This is a genomic window from Paenibacillus sp. FSL W8-0439, from assembly GCF_038008995.1.
Lineage (GTDB): Bacteria > Bacillota > Bacilli > Paenibacillales > Paenibacillaceae > Paenibacillus > Paenibacillus polymyxa.
The window spans coordinates 3,688,321-3,713,864 of sequence record NZ_JBBPAK010000001.1; the positions used below are offsets into that span (position 1 = coordinate 3,688,321).

The window sequence follows — 25,544 nt, forward strand, 5'->3', positions numbered from 1 at the left end:
TTACGAGTGTAATTGCTTGAACAACTGATCAGCCTGCTCAACATTTAATTCACCTTGCAGCACCTTCTGGATCAACGCTTGCATGGGCTGCGTAGAAGTTGACTCTACAGGTACTTGGTTTGAGGCTCCCGCCGATTTGCTTAATTCCTTTGCTAAATATTTGGAAAATTCTTTGATGTTAGGATAGTCATATACTCTGGTTGCTGAAATAGCCGTTCCAAACCGTTTATTCACGTCCTGTACCCACTCTACGCCTATAATAGAATCCAGTCCCATATCGATAAATTTATCGTCCCGGCCAATATCCTTTTCATCCATACTCAAGGATTTAGCGAGACTTTTAATTAGTTCCTTCTCCAATGCATCCACCCGTACAGCCGTAGGCCCGTTAGCAGGTCGCTTGGCCTCATCCCTGACAGCGGGCTGCGGTGTAGAATTGATAGGTTTAGGCTGCGGGGGAGCAGGCTTCAATTCTGCAGGCTTAGCTGCCTTTTTGGGTGCGTCGGCTACCTTCTCGATATTAGAGACTGAGCGCAGCAAAATACCCTGCGGCTTTTCAGGTACCTTTGCCAATGTCTGTACCTGCACATTAGCGTTGGCAGTAGGAGGGCTGAAAACAACGGGCTCTTGCTTTTGTGCTGGAATATCAACTACAGGGAGCTCCGTCTTGACTTCCTTGGACTGGCTTCCAAACGTAGAGATCCAATAGCTTTCCTTGGCAAATGGATAGGTTGGCAGACTCATCCGATGAGGTCTAACCTTTCCGTAAAGCCTGTTCCAATCGAATAGTAGTCCCTGAACCCACAGCTCTGCCAGCTTTGTATACTTGCTCTTGCTTATCCAGATATCCACCAATTGTTCCATGTCCTCGTCTGCTTCAAGAACCGTCAGAATATCTTTATTTTTCTTTGCCTGACCCGAATAGAGTCCGTCGATTTCCTCATTCCCCGCTAGGAAGCTCTCCAGCTTTCCTTCAAGCTCCGTCGTAGACTTAGCTATGACTGCTAACCGTTCCTCCATAGCTTCCCGTCCCACCTGAAGGGTAAATGCTATATCCCCCAAACTGGCATCCGCGTATTCCGTCGCTCTGAGTGCAGAAAGCAATCTTTGCACCTGCTCGTACAATCGCTCCTGATTTTTGGCTGACAGCACGACTATGGCCGGACTTTGCAATATCATAGGAGCTTGTCTAGTCTCCTGCACCTCAGGGACATATTCTTCAATGAGCACATGTGCGTTGGAGCCTCCAGCACCGAAAGAAGAAATACCTGCAATTCTTGGGTATTCAGCGGTCTTCCCATTTATCGTGACGACCGGTCTTTTCCACTCTTCAAGCTCCTGCTGAACTATAAAAGGGCTATTGCTAAAGTCGATGTTCGGGTTGAGTATGCTGGAATGCAACGAAGGTGCGATCTGTCCGTATTTGAGCTGAAGGAGCACCTTAGTCACTCCTGCAATCCCTGCTGCACTCTCGCAATGCCCTATATTGGATTTTGCCGAACCAATGGCGCAGAACTGGGTGTCTTCCGTGTATTCCTGGAAAACCTTTTGCAATCCAGCGATTTCAATGGGATCACCTAAAGATGTCCCGGTGCCGTGTGCTTCAATGTAACTGATTGTTCTGGGGTTTATACCAGCTTTCTTAAAGACCCTTCTAATTACACTAGCCTGCGCCTTAGGATTTGGAACTGAAAAGCCATTGGTCTTCCCGCCGTGATTCACAGCGGTTCCCTTGATGACCCCGTATATGTGATCGCCGTCTGCTATTGCTTTGGTCAGCGGTTTGAGCAACACGGCCCCTACGCCTTCACCCGGCACATACCCATCTCCGCCTTCTCCGAAGCTTTCGCATCGTCCCTTGCTTGATACGAATCTTCCCTGCCCAAGCATCAGGTATTTGTTCGGATGAATGGAGACATTGACACCGCCAGCAACGGCAAGCTCACACTCGTCTTGCTGTAAGCTCTGGCAGGCAAGATGTATGGTCGTCAATGAGGATGAGCACATCGTATCCACAGCCATGCTTGGTCCGTGGAAATTACAGAAATAAGAAACACGGTTTGCAATGGAGGCCGGATTCCCCGGAACGGCAATCATTTTGCCTCTAGCCTGCTCCTGCGCCCCGTAAAGCTGATATTCTTCGTACATAACGCCGACAAAAACGCCTACATTCCTTTCCAGTCCAAGCCCTTCCCGTGTATAACCTGCATCCTCGATCGTTTCATAGACGCATTTCAGAAACAAGCGCTCCTGTGGATCGATGATTTCTGCTTCCCTAGGAGAAATGTTGAAAAACTTCGGATCAAATTGATCCACGCCTTTGATAAAGCCTCCCCACTTGCTGTAAGCTTTTCCAGACTTGTTCCCTTCCTCGTCAAAGTATATGCTGTGATCCCAGCGCTCTTTAGGAATTTCTGTAATACAATCCTTCCCATCACGCAAATTACTCCAGAATTCTCTAACATTCTCGGCCTCAGGATACATGCCCGACAAGCCGATAATGGCAATATCCCCCGTACCACCTGCTGCTTCCGGCTGCGGTTGGAGTTTTTTCTGATCCAGCAATTTTGCCTGAGCCGGCATTTCACGAGCTTGTCTTCGGCTGCTGGAAAGCGGCCTTTCCGGGTTCTCTTTCACAGTGGAAGACGTAAACGCTTGGACGGCGTTGACCTCTTCCTCCATTCCAAGCAGTTGAATCAGCTGCTTCTGGTGAACTTCAAGAAAATATTGGGTCAGCTCCCGGATACTCTGGTATTCAAAAAACAACGTTTTGGGTAATGTACCGAATGTTTTCTCCAATTCACGTGTCAGCTGTCTGATCATAATAGAGTCAATTCCATACTTCTCCATAGGGGCATCGGCTTCAATCTGCCTTGCTGGCAGTCTGATGGATGTTGCGAGCAATTGCTTTAAATAATTTGCTGCTTTTTCGACAAGCAGGTCTTGACCGATTCCAGGCTCCTTTCTGCTCTCCATGATCATAGAGGAGGCATCTTCAACCTGATTCAGGGATGGCTGCTGCAGGAGCGTTTCTCTGAGCTGGCTGGCATGCCCTTCTAATACCATGACTTGATCTTTTCCAGAAGCCAGACTCTGGTACAAAGCCCGCATTCCTGTGTCGGTCCCCATAGCGAACATCCCCATTTCCTCCATGATTTGTTCCGTTTCACTATCAATACGCATTCCGCCTTCCTTCCAGAGCGGCCAGTTGATTGAAAGCGTCTGCCCATAACGTTGTTTCTGTTCTACAAGTGTATTGCGATATCTGGCATAGGCATCCATAAAGGCATTGGCAGCAGCATAGTCAGCCTGTCCTATATTCCCAAGACTGCCTGCAACAGATGAAAATAGAATGAAAAAGTCCAGCGGAATATCCTTGCAGGCCTGGTCCAGATTCGTTAATCCTGTAACCTTTGGCGCCAATACTTTCTGCAATTCCTCTTCTGTTTTTTTAATCATAAAATTATCGCTGGTTACTCCTGCACCGTGAATAATCCCGTCCAGTTTCCCAAACTCTTCCCGAATATCCCGAACCAAATCCTCAACCGCTCTGTTATCGTCGACATCGGCCTGCCGAAATACGACTCTTGCTCCTAGAGCCTCTATTTCCTCAATCCTTGCTTTGATGTGACCACGGAGCATAGATCGTCCGACGAGAATTAACGCGACATCTTTAGCCTGTCGTGCCATTTCTTCAGCCAGAATCAAACCAAGGCTGCCGGTTCCGCCAGTAATCAAATAAACCCCTTTGTCCTTCCAAGGAATACGGTTCACTTCCTGCGAGGATTTGATTTCCGTCCATGCGGCAGCATATCGTCTGCCCCACTGGTAGCGGATATGTGAACTCATGAAGTTGCGGCTATTTTCTTGCAGGATATTTATAATACCTGCTGCATCTTCCTCCATATCCACTTCGATCAGTTGGCCCACTAGTGTGGGATTCTCAAGCTGTGCTGTTTGTAAGAGTCCGTAAAGTCCAGAGAATACCTGTCTGTGATCCTGTACCGGAATGATAAGTTGAATCAATGTTTTGTGTTTGGATTGGGTTTTAAGCACCTGTTGAATTTGCTCAAACACTTGTGCTGCATAAGTTCTAAAGCGTGCATCCATGCTTTCCTCGTCGGATTGCAGGATAAGACAATGCACCCCGTTCATCTGTGATTCAATCATTTCCCCGGAAATATGAGCTGGTTCACATAAAATGACCAAATGCTGCCGATATTCAGGTGCTGTTCCTCCCGGGACAAGGGCTTGTTCCTCCCATACAGGCTCAAGCATCAAAGTCTCAGGTATCGTCCATTCATCTGATCCCCCTGTTCCTCCTTCTGCAATTCGTGATGAGAAGCCCTTCATGCTTACACAAACATTCCCCTGCATGTCGCACAAATCAATATCCAGCTTTTGCACTGGACCATCCTGTCTGCTGCCTTCACGATTACGGACCCAAGCCCACATCTCTGATGTGCAGCCACTAAACACCTCAAGCTCTTCCACAGCAAACGGTAAAGCCGGCTTTGACTTTATAGAAGCTTTACCGTCAGACATGGCAGCGCCGTATGTGTCCATCATCAGGCCTATGGACGCCTGCAAAGCGGAATCCATCAAGCTAGGATGCATCACAAACTGTCCCATGGTCTGGTAAACAGAGGTAGGCAAGGACAATTTGGCAAGTACCTGATCCACGCCAGTGTAGATCTTTTCAATTCCTTGATGCCCTGGCCCATAGGAAACCTGCATGGCTGCAAACGCCTCATAACACTGCTGGGATGAATAGGTACCCAGATTGCACTGCTCCAGCAGAGCTTCAATATCTATGGCAGGAATCTCAGCCAACGGAGCAATTGCTGCGCTGCCTTCGCTATGCACAACTAACTCTGTATCCACTGATTCAGACTTGCTGTAGATTTCATAGGCAATTTCTCCGCCGTCTTGCAGGTAGAGCCCGATATTTATAGCAATCGGCCGCTCCCCAGCTACCACAGGCCGGAGCCATAATACATCTTTTAAACGAACACAAATCCCATTTACTTCCGAAGGTGTAGCGACTTCCTCTACTGCTGCTCGCGCCATTTCAAGATAGGCCACTCCAGGCAAAAGCTTCTGTCCCTTGATCACATGGTCAGCGAGGAAAAATTCTCTTCCCGTAAATGTGGAGCTGAACTGAAGTCCATAAATATCGGACGTATTGCGCTGAAGCAAAGGATGAATGATGGCTGACTTCTCCTGCTTTGGCCCAATATCGTTTGCTCCACTCAGGTTATTGGTATCGGTTACGCAATATCGTTCTTTGGCAAAAGGATAGGTAGGCAGGCTGATACGGATTGGTTTATGCTTTTCGTACAGCACGTCCCAGTCAAAAAATGCGCCTTTTACCCAAAGATGTGCGATTTGGGCGTAGTCGCTTTCACTAGCCAGCGACTCAATCGTCTCGGCCGCGCCCGCTCTTGTTTCCTGTTCTCTATAGCGTTTTGCCTGCCCTACATATAAGCTAGGGATGCCTTCTCGCCCTTCAACAAATCCCTTTAGCTTCTCCTCTAACTCAGAGAGAGACACCGCAGTGAAGGCCAAACGTTCTTCCATCGCTTCGCGCCCCATCTGCAGGGTATATGCTATATCTCCCAGACTGCCGTCTGTGAACTGGCGCTCCCGGATTGCAGCCAGCAATTGCCGTGCCTGATCTTGCAGCTGTCCTTCAGTCTTGGCTGACAGTACAACAATAGCCGGCTTTTGGGCACTGAAGGTAACTGGCTCTTTCTCCTGATTTTTCGGAACATATTCCTCGATGATCAAATGAGCATTGACGCCGCCGAATCCAAAAGAGCTGACACCTGCTCTCCGAGGAATATTGTGCCCAGAAGCATCTTGCTGCTGCTTCCATTCACTCGTCTCCTGGACGATATAGAAAGGACTGTCTTCAAGTTTGATATAGGGATTAATGGCATCGCAATGAAGGTTTTTAACAAGCTTTTTATGCTTCAACTGAAGCAGAACTTTGATGACACCAGCGATTCCGGCAGCCAGCTCCAGATGTCCAACATTGGTCTTCACCGAACCTAGGCCACAATGGGGCTCTTTGATCCCGGGTCCCTTTGTACTCTCATATAGCTCTTTAAAGGCTGCTTTCAGTCCGTTGATTTCAATAGGATCACCCAACTCGGTGCCTGTCCCATGGGCCTCAATGTAAGAGACTGTTCTTGGGTCGATACCAGCCTTTGTATATGCATTTACCAGTAAATCCGCCTGTGCCCTCGGATTAGGTGCTGTCAGGGAATTAGCCCGGCCACCATGATTGACAGCTGTGCCTCGGATTACGCCGTAAATATGGTCTCCAGCCTTTTCTGCGTCCTTCAGCTTTTTCAGGAAAACCATGCCTGCCCCTTCACCACGCACATAACCGTTGGCTTGATCAGAGAAGGTTTTGCACCGGCCATCCTCACACAGCATCCCTGCTTTATTGAAGCTGATATGAAGCTCAGGTGTGATAATTGCATTGACACCACCTGCAATTGCCATTTCACAGCTTCCATCCTCTATAGCCTTTACTGCCCGGTGAATGGCCACCAGCGAACTGGAGCAGGCAGTTTCGACAGGCTCGCTCGGACCATGAATATTAAGGAAATAGCTCATACGATTGGGTCCTACCGACGGCGCCATTCCGCTAGAGGAATACGCCTCCACACCCACATCTCCCTGATAGATCATTCCGCTGTAGCCGCTGTTCGCAGTTCCTGCAAAGATACCTGTACGACTTCCCGACAGTCCCGCTGCCTGAATGCCTGCATCTTCAATCGCCTTCCAAATATAGGTCATTAACAGACGCTGCTGCGGGTCCATGAGTGCAGCTTCCCTCGGTGAAATTCCAAAAAATAAAGGGTCAAACTCATAGATCCCGTCAATAAACCCGCCCCACTTGATGTTTGTTTTATTGGTCTCTTCCGCAGGGTCACCGTAATACGCCTTCCAATCCCAGCGATCTTCAGGTATTTCAGTGATACAATCCCTGCCTTCCTCAAGATTTTTCCAAAACTCATCTACATCCCGGGCCATGGGAAAGACACCGCTTATGCCTACGATTGCAATAGGTTCAGAACCAGCCTGGGTCTGTTGCGGCATAGCTAGCACATTCTCGTTTGCAAATCGGGAACGCTGGCGTCTACTGCGGATGCTGTCTTCCCTATCATCCTCTTCATTCTGCACGGCAGGCTCAGTCCGGGTCTGGACGACAAACTGCTCACCAAGCAAGGTGGCATATTCGTCCACTAAATACCTGCAGAAGTCATGAAGTGTAGTGTATTCAAAGAATACGGCAGGAGTCAGCTCAAGCCGATACAAGTGATTGATGTTGTTGGCAAATTGCGTGAGCAAGATCGAATCGAAGCCATACTCACTCAGTTCTACATAGGCATCAATATCTTCAAGCTTGACTTTCAGCAATTTCGATACCGCCTGCATCATGGCGATTTGCACCTTGTCCTGCAGGTCCGGCGCGGCATTTCCGTCAGTCGTGGAAATGGCTGAAATAATTGCTGAAGCACCCGTCGCCTTTTCAAACTGTCCGGTTTCCGGAATATCTAAGCCTATTGTTCTTTTCATTTTCTCGAGATTGCCTTCCAGCACCATAACCTGATCAGCACCCGTAAGCATGGCACGGTACAAGGCCTGAATGCCGGAAGAAGTTGAAATACTGCCCATGCCTGTGTGCTGCTTTACCAGCTTCTCTGTCTCCTCATCAATATGCATCCCGCCTTCTTTCCATAGTGGCCAATTGATAGATATCGTTTGCCCCTGGCGCTGTTGCGATCCTGTCAATGTGTTCCGGTATCTGGCGTAAGCATCCATAAACGCGTTAGCGGTAGAATAGTCCGCCTGTCCCTGATTGCCCAGCCCTCCAGCAACCGACGAAAACAGAATGAAGAAGTCAAGAGGCAGGTGCTTGCTCGCCTGATCCAAATTCACTACCCCTAGAACTTTGGGTGCAAGAACCTCCAGCATTTCCCCGCTATTTTTTTGAAGTATGCGGTTGTCACGAATGACTCCTGCACTATGAATGATGCCATTCAGGCTTCCGAATTCTGCCCCTATTTCCCGAATTAAATCAGCCACCGCCTGCTCCCGGGTCACATCGGCCTGCTTATATGCTATTCGTGCTCCTAATGACTCCAATTTCTTTATCTCTGCCCGCTTGCCCTCATCCAGCGCGGAACGGCCCGTTAAAATCAACGCGACATTTTGTACTTTATTTACAATCTCTTTGGCAAAAATAAGTCCCAAGCCACCGGCACCGCCGGTAATGAGATATACTCCGTTCTCCTTCCACGGAATGTCCACCGTTTCCGGAGAAAATGGAATCTCATTCCAGCTGAAAATCCACCGTTTACCTTTCCCATACCGGATCTGGATGTCTCCAGGACTCCAGCTGTTTTCTTTTAAAATATCTATGATTGTATTCGGGGCCTTATCCTGTTCAAGTTCTATCAACTGCCCCACCAGTTTTGGATGTTCTATTCTGGAGGTTTTTAAAAGACCTGAGAGCCCTGATACAAGCTGCTGCTCCTCCTGGTCGTTAGTAACAATCTGGATTAACACCTTGCCATGGTTTTTTTCTCTAAAAATTCTTTGTATTAGCTCAAGTATCTGAACGGCGTAATACTGAAACTGTTCCCCGATTCCGTTTTGATCAGGTTGCAATATTATGCACTTTACGCCGCTTATTTGAGCTTCTACTTGTTCACGAGAAATCTGGGACGGCTGGCAAAGGATCACGACATGGCGATCATATACAGGTAAATCGCCCTCTATGCTAACTCCCTGCTCTTTCCACACGGGTTCAAGCATCAAGGTACCAGAATTGGACTGCGCGTCTGTGGGAATAGAGTCTATATCCAGAATTCTTGATGAATAACCCTTTATCCTCACGCAGATCTCTCCGGTTTCGTCGCTCAGGTCAATATCTAGTTTCTGTGCCTTATCTCCTGCTGTACCATCTGCACTGTATCGAATCAGCGCCCACATGGTGGAGCTGCAATGTTTTATAATTTCAACTTCCTGAATGGCATACGGCAGAGCAGGCTTAATCTCGCGAGAGCCCAGCGTCAAGCCTATGGATGCCTGGAAAGCTGAATCAATCATGCTTGGATGCAGGACAAATTGACCGTGATTGTCAGAGACTGAGGAGGGCAAGGATAGCTTCGCCAGCACTTGACCCTCTCCGGCATATACCATCTCAATCCCCTGATGCCCAGGACCATAATCAATCCCCAGCTCTCTGAAAAGGTTATACAATGCTGCCGGATGGAAGCTTCTGCTGCATGTATCCTGCAAATCTTTAATATTCATTGCAGGAACCTCCACCGCTGATCTCCGAACCGCATTGCCGAAGCTATATACCATAAGTTCTGTATCATCGGCTCCGTTATTTCCATAAATCTCATATGAAATTTCTTGATCTTCATTCTGGAAAAGCCCGATATGCAGCTGTATTGGGCCATCCTCTACGGCAATAGGCCGTGCCCAAACCACGTTTTTAAGGCACATTCCGACCAGGTCGCCCTCATCCGTCCCTAGTGATTGCTCCACTGCCGCCCGCGCCATTTCAAGGGATGCGGCCCCAGACAGCACCTTGCGCCCATTCACCACATGATCCTTCAGGAAAAACTCCTGGCCTGTAAAGCTAGAACTGAATCGCTGCTCCGAAAAATCGGAAGTGTTTTGGTGCAGCAAAGGATGAAGCGTTGCAGCCATGACAGAAGTTGTACCTTTACCAGCCTTACTGTCTAGCTCGGGCGCCCAGCACCGTTCTTTTGCAAAAGGATAGGTGGGCAGACTAATCCGACGAGGCTTGATGTTCCCATACAGCTTGTTCCAGTCCATCGTTAGCCCCTGTACCCACAGCTCTGCAATTTTCCCCAATTTTCTCTTCTTGATCCAGGTTTCAAGCAAGGATTTGGCATCTTCATCTGCCTCAAAGAGCACGATCCCGTCCTTGCCCTTTTTCACCTGAGCCGTCAGGACTCCAGCTGGCCGTTGGTGATGAACCAAGCCATCCAGCGCTTGTAGTAGATTCTCTTTTGAATCTGCCACAAAAGCCAGACGGTGGTTCATCGGCTCACGGCTTACTTGCAGCGTATACCCCATATCTGTCAAGTTAAGGTTGGGCTGAGTGGCAATAAAGTTTCTCATGTTTTCGGCATAAGTTACTAGTTGCTGCTCATTTTTGGCAGACAATACGAAAAGAACGGGTCTATGTGACTCGTCGTCTGCTGGTGAAATTGCAGCCTCTGGACGATATTCTTCAATAATAAGATGGGCATTGGTACCGCTAAAACCAAAAGAGCTCACAGCGGCCCGCCTTTTGTTACCTTGAGAAGGTTGCCAGTCCTTTAATTGTGTATTTACATAAAATGGAGAATCATCGAAATCAAAATGTTCATTCGGGTTCTTGAAATTCAGTGTCGGTACCAGTTTCTTATGCTTCATGCATAACAGCACCTTTTGCATGCTTGCTACGCCTGCTGCTGCCGAAGTATGCCCGATATTACTCTTTACCGAGCCTATGGCACAGAACTTCTTCTGATCTGTTTTTTCTTTGAAAGCTGTGCATAAAGCCTCCAATTCAATAGGATCGCCCAGCTTGGTGCCTGTCCCATGCATTTCAACATAGCTAATACTTTCGGGTTCAATCTGATACTTATTGTATATCTCCTGCTCAAGCTCTATTTGGCTGTTCGTGCTTGGAGCGGTAATTCCGTTGGTTTTTCCATCCTGATTAATCCCAGTTCCGATAATAACCCCATAGATGTGATCCCGGTCAGCTTCCGCATCCTTTAGCCGCTTCAGAACCAGCACCCCTGCTCCTTCGCCTGGAACAAAGCCGTTGGCACTATTGTCAAATGTCTTACACTGACCATCTGGTGACAACATTCCGGATGCAGACATACCTATATAGGATTCAGGAGTCAGGTATAAGGACACACCGCCGACCAGCGCCATTTCAATCTCTTTATTTGATAAAGCCTGGCAAGCAAGGTGAGTTGCCACCAGCGATGAGGAGCATGCCGTATCTACGGATATGGCGGGTCCTTTCAAATTAAGGAAATAGGAAATACGAGCCGCTGCAATAGCGTTGCTGTTCCCGGTAGTATTGCTGAACTGTGCTTCATTTTTGTAGCGCATCATACTGTACTCATTATTTAAAATGCCAAGATAAACACCGCATTTTTTATTTCCCAACTGTGAGCCGCTATAACCTGCATCCTCAAAGGCTTTATAGGCTTCCTGCAAAAAGATGCGCTGCTGCGGGTCCATCCCTTCCGCCTCGGTAGGAGATATATTAAAAAATAACGGATCAAAATATTCTATATCCTTCAAGGCACCCAGCCACTTGCAATTTACTTTCCCCTCTTGTGCCGGACGCGGATCATACAACGGGTCTACGTCCCAGCGGTTCTTCGGGATTTCAACAATGGAGTTTTGACCTTGAGCGAGATTTTTCCAATATTGCTGTACATCTTCGGCACCAGGATATCTTCCCGAAATCCCAACAATTGCAATTGCATCTTGATTTTCCGAAGTTGCTGGCACTGATTCCTCTTCTGCTTTTACCCGACGCAATGGCACCGTTTCCTCCTTAGGGAGCTGCGCTGGAGAGCATTGGATCGTCTCTGGTCGCGGTAAATGGACTTCTGCTATAGGTTTGACCGTGTCCGAGACTGTGTTCAAGGGCTGCTGAACGAAGCTTTTCTTGCCCCCGTGCTTATTGATTTCTTGTGCCAAAAACTCGGTAAATTGCAGAATAGTCGGATAGTCGTAGACCTTGGTAGCTGCAATGGATGTGCCGTAGCGCTTATTCAAATTTCGAATCCATTCTACGCCTATAATCGAATCCAAACCGATATCTATAAAGTTTCTATCTGCCTCAATCTCGCTTTGCTCCATGTACAAGGCTTCAGCTAGGCTTGCCGTCAGTTCTTTCCTTAATTGCTCTGTAGAGACACCAGACGGAATCGTGCCGAATTGCGGCTGCTTTTCAGGCGATATCGGCATTAAATTAATCTGAAGTGAGGCCTCTGTCTGCTTATCCGTTTCCAATGATACGAGCGGCGGTAAATGCTTTGCAGGCGCCTGATCCAGAATAGACGCAGCAGAAGACGGCATGATTAATTGGGCTACACGATTGCCCAATTCCTTTTCTAAAAATTTGCTAAACTCCCGTATGGTTGGATAATCGTAGACTTTTGTCGCTGTTATGGATGTGTCGTAATGTTTATTAATGTTTCGAATCCACTCTACGCCTATTATGGAATCCAATCCAAGATCAACAAAGTTTTTATCCTCATCGATCTCGTCCCGATCTATATATAAAGCTTGCGCCAGACTTGTTGTCAGCTCCTCCTGCAATATTTCTGACGATATGGATAGGGCAGGAGCCACAGGCGTCTGTTCTTCCGTCTCGTTGTCATTATCTGACGTGTGCATTACCCCTTCCGGGGAAGTTAAAATAATCGGTGCTGTCTGCTGATTGGCAGACTTGCTAAGCTGCGACTGACTGTCTGACAAATTCCGTAAAGAAATCCCGCTTGGTTTTTCAGAACTACTCGAAAAACTGGATGGCATTAAAGCTTCAGGAAGAGCAGACTGCATTACTTGAGACTGAACAAGAACTGCTTTTTCCTGAGATTCCATTGGAATTTTTTCTACAGATGGGATCGTAATATCTGTGACCCAATACCGCTCCTTTGCAAAAGGATAGGCTGGCAGGCTCATTCGCTGCGGCTTGGCATCTCCGTAAAGCATGCTCCAGTCCATCGCCAGTCCCTTCACCCACAGATCCACTATCTTCGCGTATTTCCGTTTCCCGATCCAGGCAGCGATTGTTTTCCCCATGTCTTCATCTTCTACCAGTGCGGATAGCGCATCTTTGTTTCGCTTGACCTGTCCTCGATACAGCTCGGAGATCCCCGTCTGGTCTTTCATGAATCCTTCCAGCTTTTCCACCAGCGCTGGCATCGATTCGGCAATGACTGCCAGGCGTTCTTCCATCGCTTCGCGCCCAACCTGAAGCGTGTAGGCTGCATCCGCCAGATTGCTTTCTGTGACCTCTCCTTTCTCGATCACGGACAGCAATCTCTCGACCTGCTGCTTCAGCCGTTCCTCATTTTTGGCTGACAATACGATAATCACAGGATGGTGAGCTGTCACACAGATTGGCGACTGCTCTTCCGGAACGTACTCTTCGATGATGACATGAGCATTGGCGCCTCCTGCTCCAAACGATGAAATCCCCGCCATTCTTGGGTATTCCCGTGTCTCTCCATCGAGCTCAACCACTGGCCGCTTCCATTCCTCCAGCTCCTGCTGGACGACAAACGGCGTCTGCTCAAAAGGAATGTTCGGATTCAGTTCCTGGGCATGCAGACTGGGAACCAGCGTCCGGTTTTTCATCTGCAGGACAATTTTCCCAATCCCTGCGATGCCCGCTGCCGCCTCCAAATGTCCGATGTTGGACTTCACAGAGCCCACGGCGCAAAATCCCTTGTCTGCCGTGTCCTTTCTGAAGGCCTGGGTCAAACCGGTCACTTCAATGGGATCTCCCAATTCTGTGCCAGTTCCGTGAGCTTCGATATAGCTGATGGTCCGGGCATGTACCCCGGCTCGTTCCAGAGCCGACCGGATCAGCTCCCCTTGAGCAATCGGGTTAGGCACGGTATACCCGTTGGTCTTGCCTCCATGGTTGATGCTCGTTCCCCGGATGACCGCATGGATCGGGTCCCCATCTGCTATCGCCTTCGACAACGGCTTCAATAGCACGACCCCCACACCTTCTCCTGGGACAAAGCCGTTGCCTCCCTTTCCGAAGCTCTTGCACTGTCCGTCTACGGACAGCATCTGATTCGCACAAAGTCCGACATAACTCAGCGGATGCAGATACAGGTTCACTCCTCCTGCCATGGCCAACTCGCATTCTCCGCGGTACAGATGCTCACACGCTTCATGAATCGCGGTCAATGAGGATGAACACATCGTATCCACTGGCATGCTCGGCCCCTGCAAATTAAACAGGTACGAAATCCGGTTGGCTACTGAGCTAAAGGAAGTGTGAGGGAATATTTGCGCTCCCTTCCTCCACAGATCAAGACCATATAAATCAAATCCTGTTTTGGTAATTCCCGCAAACACACCTACACAGCTGTTATGTCGTACCGCAAGCTGTTCTCTGGTGTAGCCCGCGTCCTCCATCGCTTCCCAGCAGGCTTCAATAAACAGCCGTTCCTGAGGGTCCATGCTAAGTGCTTCCCGCGGTGCAATATTGAAAAACAATGGGTCGAATTCAGCAAATCCCTCGATAAAGCCACCCCACTTGCTATAGCTTTTGCCATGTGAAGCCGCTTCCTCTTTATCAGGATGGAAGAATCCTTCTAGTTTCCAGCGTTCCTGCGGGATTTCGCTGACACAATCCTTCCCTGCCTTGAGATTTTCCCAATATTCATTCATATCCCTCGAACCTGGATACTTTCCTGCCATACCAATGATGGCGATCGGCTCTCGTGTTTCCTCTGCGACAGACTCCGCGCAGCTTCGAACAGGCTTCACATAGCTACGGCTGGACTTCGTTGTCACCGTCTCCGCAATCGTTTGCTCCGCAACTGGCGTGCTTTCTTCTTCAGCGTACCGGCCTGTCGCAGCCGTTTCCTCTACCTGTTCCTTGTCCAGACTCATTCCAACCCACTGCATGCACTCCGGTGCGTATTCCGACACCAAATATTCCGCCAAGGCACGCAAGGTCTGATACTCATAAAACAGCGTCTTGGATAGCTCGCCAAAGGATTCTGCCAGCTTGGCATTGAGCTGGGTAATCATAATCGAATCAATCCCATAACGCTCTAGCGGTTCTTGGGCTTCAATGCTACCGACGCTCAGACGGGTCACCTCTCCCAATAGCGCCTTGAGATGATACAAGGTTTTATCGTACAGTAAACCCGCATCCAGCTTCGGCGCAGATGCCTGTATCGCACGGATACCGGCCTGCGAGACGGCTTTCGCCAGATAGGCCTCGATTTTCTCAGGCTCTCCTTCCAAGACCATCACCTGATCCTTGCTTGAGGTCAGGCATTGGTACAACGCCTGAATGCCCGACTCGGTCTGTAGAGGCGTAATGCCCATGTTCTGTCTCATGAGCTTTTCCGTATCCGCGTCAATCCTCATCCCGCCTTCTTTCCACAGCGGCCAGCGGATGGATAGCGTCCGGCCCCGCCGTTGCTGGGCTTCCACCAGGGTATTCCGGTATGCTGCGTACGCATCCATAAAGGCGTTGGCGGTGGCATAATCGGCCTGTCCCGGATTGCCCATACTGCCCGAGATGGAGGAAAAGAGCACGAAGAAGTCCAAATCCTGACCGCTGCTCGCCTCATCTAGATGAACCAGCCCTTTAACCTTCGGACCCAGCACCTCGATAAATTCTTCCCTGCTTTTCTTGAGAATGAAGTTATCGTGAATGACCCCAGCGCAGTGGATAATCCCATGAACACGCCCGAATTCTTCCTGAATGCTTTCCAACAAGCTGGTAACCGTGTTCCTGTCGGTGATATCCCCCTGCTTGTATACTACTCTGGCTCCTGAGGACTCCAGCTCCTTCAGCCGGGTTTGTCTGTTGCCGTCCAGTGGCGAGCGGCCTGTCAGGATTAAGGTTGCTGCTTGGGTGCGCCGAACCAGTTCTTCGGCAACAAGCAGCCCCAGGCCGCCAGAGCCGCCGGTAATGAGATACACGCCACCGTCTCTCCATGGCAGCTTCTCTTCTGACCGAGATGGCTCCAACCTGTTCCAGCAAGCGGTTTTGCGTTGACCGCCCTCATAGCGAATCCATCCATCCACCGGACTGCGGCTGTTTTCCTCCAGCTTCGCCAGCAGGAGTTCCGCAGATTCTCCCTGTTCCACTTCGATCAATTGGCCGATGAGTTTTGGATTTTCCAGTCGGGCGGTCTTCAGCAGACCCGAAAGTCCTGAAAAGAGCCGCCCTTCTCCAGCCGCCGTCACGACAAGCTGAACCAGCACCCTTCCAGCAGGCTTGTCTTTGAGCAGGCCCTGGATGCTCTCAAAGGCCTGAACGGCATAGGCCTGAAACCGCTCATCCACCCGGCTCTTCCCGGATGAGAAGGCCAAGATCTGCGCTGCTCCGTTCAATCGCGCTTCGAGCCGTTCAGGTAAAGCCTTGTCCGGCTCACACAGCAAGATGATACGGCGGTCGTAGGTAGGTGCTTCCACCTCTGGCGATACGTCCTGCTCCTTCCAAACTGGCTCCAGCAGCAGGGTATGGGTAGCTGTAGCCACAGGTTTTGCCTCTGCTCTGGAAATCGTTGATTTGGTTTCACTTTCTATACTTATGCTTTTAGCCATTTGGGTTTCATTCCCAGGCGCCCAATACCGCTCTTTTGCAAAAGGATAAGTCGGTAGTGGGATTCTGCAATACGGTTCATTTGAAAACAAACGTTCAAAGTCTAACGGATATCCCTGAACATATAAATCCGCAATCGTAGTTAAAAGCTCCAAATACTCGCGGGCTTCACCTGCATTTTGACAGTTTTGAATACATTCATTTCCATATCTCTTCAATGACGTTTGAATGCGTTGGTCTTTTTCGTGTAGTTCAGAATAATAAACTTGAGAAGAATTGCCTTTTTCCAGCCACCTTTTAAGGGACATGACAAGCTCACCTTGATTGCGGGCAACACATGCAAGCCGATGATTGCAGTGCTTTCTCCCAAGCAATAATGTATAGCTCATGTTACCGCAGTCTGCCTCAGGCTCCTGTTCGCAATAGGCAATCAGTTGCTCCACCTGACGGCGTAATTGTTGTGAAGTCCGGGCGGACAGCGGAATGAAATAAGCCGGCTTTTCGCAATGTCTTCGTTTCGTATGTGGAGCCTCTCCGATGACCAGGTGGGCATTAGTACCACTGGCACCAAAGGAGCTGACCGCAGCACAGCGTCTGGCTTCAGGCTCAATCAGCCAATTCTGCAACTGCGTATTGACATAAAAAGGGCTGTCCGCAAACTGAATATTAGAATTGCCTGATTGGAAATGAAGTGAAGGCGGAATCTGCTCATGCTTTAATGACAATAACAGCTTAATTACTCCTGTGATTCCTGCCGCAATTTGCGTATGACCGATATTCGTTTTAATGGACCCGATCGCGCAAAATCCCTTCTTGTCCGTATACTTTCTAAATGTTCGCGTCAATGCCTGATATTCAATTGGATCACCCAATTTGGTACCTGTCCCATGTGCTTCCACCAATTGGATTTGCTCTGGATGAATATGAAAAGTATCGTACACATATTGCTCCAGCCGCTCCTGAGACTTCTGGCTTGGTGCAGTAAGTCCATTCGTGGTACCGTCCTGATTGATTCCTGAGCCTAAAATTACCCCATAGATGTGGTCACCATCGGCAACTGCTTCCTCAAGCCGTTTGAGTACAACCGCGCCAACAGCCTCTCCTGGAACCATTCCGTCCGCCCTGTCATCAAAGGTATAACAGTGCCCTGTGTGAGACAGCATTCCTGCTCTGTCACCGTATAAATAGCAACGAGGGGTTGTATGAATATACACCCCGCCAGCTAAAGCCATATCCGTTTCTCCAGACCATAAGCTTTGGCAAGCAAGATGGGTGGCAACTAGCGAACTCGAACAAGCTGTATCTACAGCTATTGCCGGTCCGTGAAGATTCAAGTAGTAGGAAATTCTGGCGGGTATCACGGAGCCCATATGGCCCCACAGTGCTTGCGGAGGCAGGTCTTCACCCAGCAATCGCTGGTAATCGCCTTCGGCACAGCCTACATAAACTCCGCACCGACGCCCATCCATCCCTGCACCCGCATAGCCCGCATCCTCTAGAGCATGCCATGCTTCCTCGAGAAACAACCGCTGCTGCGGATCCATGTAAGTTGCTTCCAGTCCGGAAATATTGAAAAAAAGCGGATCGAACTTATCAATATCCTCCAAAAAGCTTCCATAATTGCAGTAACTCGTATTTTTTTCCTGGTATTTTGAAAGATCCCACCGAGTTACCTCTTTTACTAAATCGTCGCCATTCTTAAGGTGATTCCAAAGCTCATCTACATTGTCAGACCCGGCAAACCGCCCGCTCATTCCAATAATCGCAATCGGCTCTCTTTGCGCCAAGCTTTTTCCTGTATTCTCCTGTTTAGGTCTTTCTGGCTCAATCGATGCACTTGCCGTTTGAACCGGATTAAACATATATTCCTTTTCCTTAGGCGCTTGGGTTTCACGGCTTGTATCTTTCCCATCCTCTATTGGATCAGCATAGTGTCCCAAAACTGGTAAAACGATGTCGCCGAATTGGCCTAAAATGTATAACGTCAGTTGTTTGACCGAACTGTAATCAAAGATGTCTGTAGTCTGCAAATGAATGCCCAGCCCCTGATTAACATCCTGTACAAAGTTGACGCCAAGAATAGAGTCCAGGCCATAATCTGCGAATGACTCATGGACATCAATCATTGAAATGTCCACATTCAAGGCCTCTGCCAACTTCTCTACAATAAGTTCCCTGACATGCTCTTCAGCCATCTCATCGGTTACATCAGCAGCTGATTGAGTCCCTGTGTCACGCTGTTCTAATGGAGGCTTGCCCTGTTCAAGCTTCTGTTGGTCCCGAAGCATCCCATCGCTAAGCTTACCATCGCTTTCAGCCACAATAATTTGCTGGCCTATTTCATGCGCTTCCTGAGCGGGGAAGAAGACCGACCGGAACCCCTCGCTTTCCAATACCTCCTGCCAACGTTCAGGGTATAAACCGGGAGAGCCTGGAATACGCAGCTCGGGGTCATTATAAAGCCACCATCCCTCCAGCAGGCCAAAGGTTAGGTGGTTTAACAGCGAGTTTCCACTGATTTCATTGATAAGAATCAGGCCGTTTTTTCGCAGCGATGCTTTGACATTGCCTAATGTCTGCCGAATGTTCCTCGTAGCGTGCAGGACATTGGTGGCAATTGCAATATCATATCCGCCCGTGTCGATATCTTGTCCCACAGCCGACTCTTCCACATTAAAAATTTTATAAGTCAAGTAAGGATTTTGCGGGCCGTACTCTTTTTGCGCATGCAATAAAAATGCTCTGGATTTATCGGTATAACAGTATTCACGAATATGCTCCTGATAAGGTCGAAGCTTCCGGAAGAGCATAGCGCTGGTTCCTCCAGTGCCTGCACCAATTTCAATAATTCGAATCGACCCTGACGGGTCATGCTTAAGCCGTTCATTCAAGTAGGAAACTACAATATCCCCCAGCACTTCATTAAAGTAATCTGCTGCAGGACTATTTTTATATATACCTTCTACCAGCTTCATAGAGGACTGAGGAAAAACAATGTCAGTGGCAGGTATGTTTCCGGTTAAAATTTCCGGCAGCTTGCGCAATGTTGATTCTACGAGTACAACCCAGGCCGAGAGATCCGGATTTTTCAGCCATTCCCCTTTCTTCAATTCCCATTCCTTCCATACAGCCTGCAGATCAACCAAAGCTGTATCCGTTACGCTATAAGAGTCTCCTTTACGGTAAAAATAATGATTCCGCGCCAATACCTCTATGCTTTCTTCAAGCCAGCGATCATATAAATTCAGCAATGCTGTTTTGGTTTTAAAATCATTAATCATAGCTTTCTTGTCCATATGTGCATAGGGGCATAATCCCATCAATTGCAAATAACCCCATAGCAATTTGCATAAGACATCATTCATTTCCTTCATCTGTAAGCCTCCTCATCCGATTAGTCCCTCGCGTCGTCCCATCCTGTTCCGAGTAAGCTTGGTTGTCGACCATAGTCGAAGGAATTCTTTCGTATTCAGCCGCTAGATAAGAAATATCTGGCATCTTCTTCATTTTGACACTGGTGGAAATATGGCTCTGAATATTCTGGATATACGAAGGAATAGCTTCGGAATTTGGATCTTCGCTTTCTTTTTCATACTTTTGCGAAATATTTGCCGCTGTCTCAGGTGTTTTTTGATCAACAAATATATCTGTTGGCTGTACAGATTTGGTAGATTCAATGGAAGCCTGCTTGGTTTTAATATCCGTGATCCAATACCGCTCCTTTGCAAAAGGATAGGCTGGCAGACTTATTCGCTGCGGCTTGGCATCTCCATAAAGCATGCTCCAGTCCATCGCCAGTCCCTTTACCCAAAGATTCACTATCTTCGCGTATTTCCGTTTCCCGATCCAGGCAGCGATTGTTTTTTCCATATCTTCATCTTCTAACAGTGCGGACAGTGCCTCTTTGTTTCGCTTGACCTGTCCTCGATACAGCTCGGAAATCCCGTCGTGGCCTTCCAAGAATCTTTGCAGCTTTTCCACCAGTTTCGGTAGCGATTCAGCAATGACCGCCAGGCGTTCTTCCATCGCTTCACGTCCTACCTGGAGCGTGTAGGCTGCATCCGCCAGATTGCCCTCTGTGACCTCTCCTTTCCCGATCACGGACAGCAATCTCTCGACCTGCTGCTTCAGCCGTTCCTCATTTTTGGCCGACAATACGATAATCACAGGATGGTGAGCTGTTACACGAATGGGCATCTTCTCTTCTGGAACGTACTCCTCGATGATGACATGGGCATTGGCGCCTCCTGCTCCAAACGATGAAATCCCTGCCATTCTCGGGTATTCCCGTGTCTCTCCATCGAGCTCAACCACCGGCCGCTTCCATTCTTCCAGCTCCTGCTGGACGACAAACGGCGTCTGCTCAAAAGCAATGTTCGGATTTAATTCCTGGGCATGCAGGCTGGGAACCAGCGTCCGGTTTTTCATCTGCAGGACAATTTTCCCAATCCCTGCGATGCCCGCCGCCGCCTCCAAATGTCCGATGTTGGACTTCACAGAACCCACAGCACAAAATCCCTTATCTGCCGTATCCTTTCTGAAGGCTTGGGTCAGACCGGTCACTTCAATCGGATCTCCCAGTTCTGTGCCAGTTCCGTGAGCTTCGATATAGCTGATGGTCCGGGCATGTACCCCGGCTCGTTCCAGGGCCGACCGGATCAGCTCCCCTTGAGCAGTCGGGTTAGGCACGGTATACCCGTTGGTCTTGCCTCCATGGTTGATGCTCGTTCCCCGGATGACCGCATGGATCGGGTCTCCATCTGCTATCGCCTTCGACAGCGGCTTCAATAGCACGACCCCCACGCCTTCTCCTGGGACAAAGCCGTTGCCTCCCTTTCCGAAGCTCTTGCACTGTCCGTCTACGGACAGCATCTGATTCGCACAAAGTCCGACATAGCTCAGCGGATGCAGATACAGGTTCACTCCTCCTGCCATAGCCAGCTCGCATTCTCCGCGGTACAGATGCTCACACGCTTCATGAATCGCAGTCAACGAGGACGAACACATCGTATCCACCGGCATGCTCGGCCCTTGCAAATTAAACAGGTACGAAATCCGGTTGGCTACCGAGCTAAAGGATATTTGGGGAAATATTTTGGCCCCCATCTTCCATAATTCCGGCCCATAAAGCTCGTAGCCCGTTTTGGTAATTCCCGCAAACACACCTACACGGCTGTTATGTCGTACCGCAAGCTGTTCTCTGGTGTAGCCTGCGTCCTCCATCGCTTCCCAGCAAGCTTCAATAAACAGCCTTTCCTGAGGATCCATGCTGAGGGCTTCTCGCGGTGCAATATTGAAAAACAATGGGTCGAATTCCGCAAAGCCTTCGATAAAGCCGCCCCACTTGCTGTAGCTTTTGCCATCAGCTACCGCTTCCTGTTTGTCAGGCTGGAAGAATCCTTCCAGTTTCCAGCGTTCCTGCGGGATTTCGCTGACACAATCCTTTCCTGCCTTGAGATTTTCCCAATATTCGTTCATGTCCCTCGAACCTGGATACTTTCCTGCCATGCCAATGATGGCGATCGGTTCTCGTGTTTCCTCTGCGCCAAGTTCCGCGTAACTTCGAATCGGCTCCACGTAGCTTCTGGACTTCGCTGCCGCCTCTTCCGCTATCGTCTGCCCCGCAATTTGCGTGCTTTCTTCTTCAGCGTACCGGGCTGTCGCAGCCGTTTCCTCTACCCGTTCCTTGTCCGTGCTCATTCCAACCCATTGCATGCACTCCGGTGCATATTCCGCCACTAAATGTTCTGCCAGGGCACGCAGGGTCTGGTACTCATAAAATAGCGTCTTGGATAGCTCCCCAAAAGACTCTGCCAGCTTGGCATTGAGCTGGGTAATCATAATCGAATCGATGCCATAGCGCTCTAGCGGTTCTTGGGCTTCAATGCTACCGATGCTCAGCCGGGTCACCTCTCCCAATAGCGCCTTGAGATGATACAAGGTTTTATCGTACAGTAAACCCGCATCCAGCTTCGATCCAGCTGCCTCTACCGCACAGATGCCGGCCTGCGAGACGGCTTTCGCCAGATAGGCCTCGATTTTCTCTGGCTCTCCTTCCATGACCATCACCTGATCCTTGCTTGAGGTCAGGCATTGGTACAACGCCTGAATGCCCGACTCGGTCTGTAGAGGCGTAATGCCCATGTTCTGTCTCATGAGTTTTTCTGTGTCCGCGTCAATCCTCATCCCGCCTTCTTTCCACAGCGGCCAGCGGATGGATAGCGTCCGGCCCCGCCGTTGCTGGGCTTCCACCAGGGTATTCCGGTATGCTGCGTACGCATCCATAAAGGCGTTGGCGGTGGCATAATCGGCCTGTCCCGGATTGCCCATACTGCCCGAGATGGAGGAAAAGAGCACGAAGAAGTCCAAATCCTGACCGCTGCTCGCCTCATCTAGATGAACCAGCCCTTTAACCTTCGGACCCAGCACCTCGATAAATTCTTCCCTGCTTTTCTTGAGAATGAAGTTATCGTGAATGACCCCAGCGCAGTGAATAATCCCGTGAACACACCCGAATTCTTCCTGAATGCTTTCCAACAAGCTGGTAACCGTGTTCCTGTCGGTGATATCCCCCTGCTTGTACACTACTCTGGCTCCTAAGGACTCCAGCTCCTTCAGCCGGGTTTGTCTGTTGCCGTCCAGTGGCGAGCGGCCTGTCAGGATTAAGGTTGCTTTTCGGGCGTGCCGAACCAGTTCTTCGGCAACAAGCAGCCCCAGGCCGCCAGAGCCGCCGGTAATGAGATACACGCCACCGTCTCTCCATGGCAGCTTCTCTTCTGGCCGAGACGACTCGAACCTGCTCCAGCAAGCGGTTTTGCGTTGACCACCCTCATAGCGAATCCATCCATCCACCGGACTGCGGCTGTTTTCTTCCAGCTTCGCCAGCATGCTTTCCGCAGATTCTCCCTGTTCCACTTCGATCAATTGGCCGATGAGTTTTGGATTTTCCAGTCGGGCGGTCTTCAGCAGACCCGAAAGTCCTGAAAAGAGCCGCCCTTCTCCAGCCGCCATCACGACAAGCTGAACCAGCACCCTTCCGGCAGGCTTGTCTTTGAGCAGGCCCTGGATGCTCTCAAAGGCCTGAACTGCATAGGCCTGAAACCGCTCATCCACCCGGCTCTTCCCAGATGAGAAGGCCAAGACCTGTGCCGCTCCGTTCACTTGCGCTTCAAGCCGTTCAGGTAAAGCCTCGTCCGGCTCACACAGTAAGATGATACGGCGGTCGTAGGCAGGGGCTTCGACCTCTGGAGGTACGTCCTGCTCCTTCCAGACTGGCTCAAACATCAGAGTTTGGCTGGCTGCAGTCGCAGGTGCTTCCGCCACTGCTCTGACCCTTGCTGCTCCAGCCTCAACCTCAGGAGCCCAGCAGCGTTGCTGAGCAAAAGGATACGTAGGCAGACTGATTCTTTTCGGTCGCATATCGTAATATAGTGATTTCCAATCGATATGGAAGCCTTTGGCCCATAGCTCTGCCAGCTTGTTCATTTCACGATTTGAGATCCATTTGCTCACTAATTCCTTGAACACTTCTTCCTGTTCAAACCATTGCATTGAATCTTGCTGGTTATTTTCTCCCCTCCAGCAATTCTCGATATGTTCTTGTCCATTCGCGAACGAATCCAATTTTTGCACCAGCTCGCTCGTATTCTTGACGATAAACGCTACCCGACATTTCATTGCCATTCGTCCTGTTTGAAGCGTAAAAGATACATCCGACAAATTGATTTCTTGAGAAGCTGTCAAGAAAGCCGAGAGGTCCCCAGCATATGCCTTAAGGCGCTGATCATTTTTGGCAGACAAAGGAACAAGATACTTAGCAGCATCGTTCACCAAACTGGATTTAGAACGTTCGGGTTCATCATTAGCTACAAATTGTTCGAAAATGGCATGAGCATTCGTTCCGCCTATGCCAAAGGAGCTTAGCGCCGCTCGATGGGGAACTGACGCTTGTTCCCATTTCCGCAGTTTATCAACAACATAAAAAGGCGATTCAGACAAATGGATATCGGTATTGGGTGTATCATAATTAAGCGTAGGAGGAATCTCATTATGGTATAAGCTTAAAGCGACTTTAATACACCCCGCCAAACCTGCTGCAGTGTCCAAATGTCCGATATTGGTTTTGACCGATCCAATACCACAAAATTGTTTTTTGGCCGTGTACTGCCTGAATGTATCATTCAGGGCAGCAAATTCAACCGGATCGCCCAATTTGGTTCCGGTTCCATGTGTCTCAATATAACTGATCGTTTCGGGATGAATTCCGGTTGATTCGATCGTCTTCTGAATAACTTCAGACTGACCCTTAACACTTGGAGCATAAAACCCTAGTTTGTCAGTCCCATCGTTGTTCACGCTAACCCCTCGTAAAATCGTATAAATATGGTCACCGTCTCTAATGGCATCCAGCGTTTTTTTCAGTAGAACAACTCCAACCCCTTCTCCGCCAATCATTCCGTCTGCCGAATCGTCAAAAGCTCTAATATGGCCATCACTAGAAAAGTTCAAGCCAGGCTGATACACATAACCTAAGCTGTTGAAAGGAAAGATTGTTGACGCTCCAACCAAGGCGTATTTTGCTTCACCAGACAACAGGCTTTGCGAAGCTAGACGAAGTCCGACTAACGAAGAAGAACAGTTGGAATGCACAAATAAGCTGGGACCTTTAAATCCTAATTTATGAGAGATCATAGTAGGAATGGTCCCGCCTTGTGCCAAAATCCAGGTTACATATTCATCCGCATTCCTCAGGACATTAGGTGATTGCGATGCCAAATTAGGAATAAAGGCTTGATAAAAGCTGCTGCTCGCCGACATATACACGCTGGTTTCAGGAATCTCTTTGGAAACATAGCCAGCATCTTCAACGGCCTTCCATGCATGCTGTAGCAGCAATTTCATCTGAGGATCCATAAATTCTGCATTTTTCTGGGACAAATTAAAAAACTCAGGGTCGAAATACTCTTTTCCCTCAATCGTGCATTGTCCGGGCACATAGTTTGGATGCTCGACAATCTCTCTCTCCAGCCCTAACTGGGCTAGTTCTTCCTCAGAAAAGTACCGGACACTTTCCACCCCTGCCCTCAAATTGCTCCAAAACTCAATGTGGTTTTTTGCACCCGGGAAATGGGACGAAATTCCTATAATTGCGATACTA

General features: G+C 49.1%; 2 protein-coding genes (1 of these 2 running past the window's edge). Both read right to left on the reverse strand.

Annotated features, from left to right (window positions below; all coding sequences use genetic code 11):
• Positions 1–19,761, reverse strand: a complete 19,761-nt coding sequence (locus tag MKX36_RS15820) for an SDR family NAD(P)-dependent oxidoreductase (RefSeq protein ID WP_340865001.1) — start codon at positions 19,759–19,761, stop codon at positions 1–3.
• Positions 19,745–25,544: the 3' portion of an amino acid adenylation domain-containing protein gene (locus MKX36_RS15825; RefSeq protein ID WP_340865003.1), read on the reverse strand. 5,330 nt of this gene lie beyond the right edge of the window; 5,800 of the gene's 11,130 nt are visible here — the last part of the coding sequence; the start codon falls outside the window, past its right edge — the gene reads right to left on this strand; it ends in the stop codon at positions 19,745–19,747. Before MKX36_RS15825 ends, MKX36_RS15820 begins: the two co-directional genes overlap by 17 nt.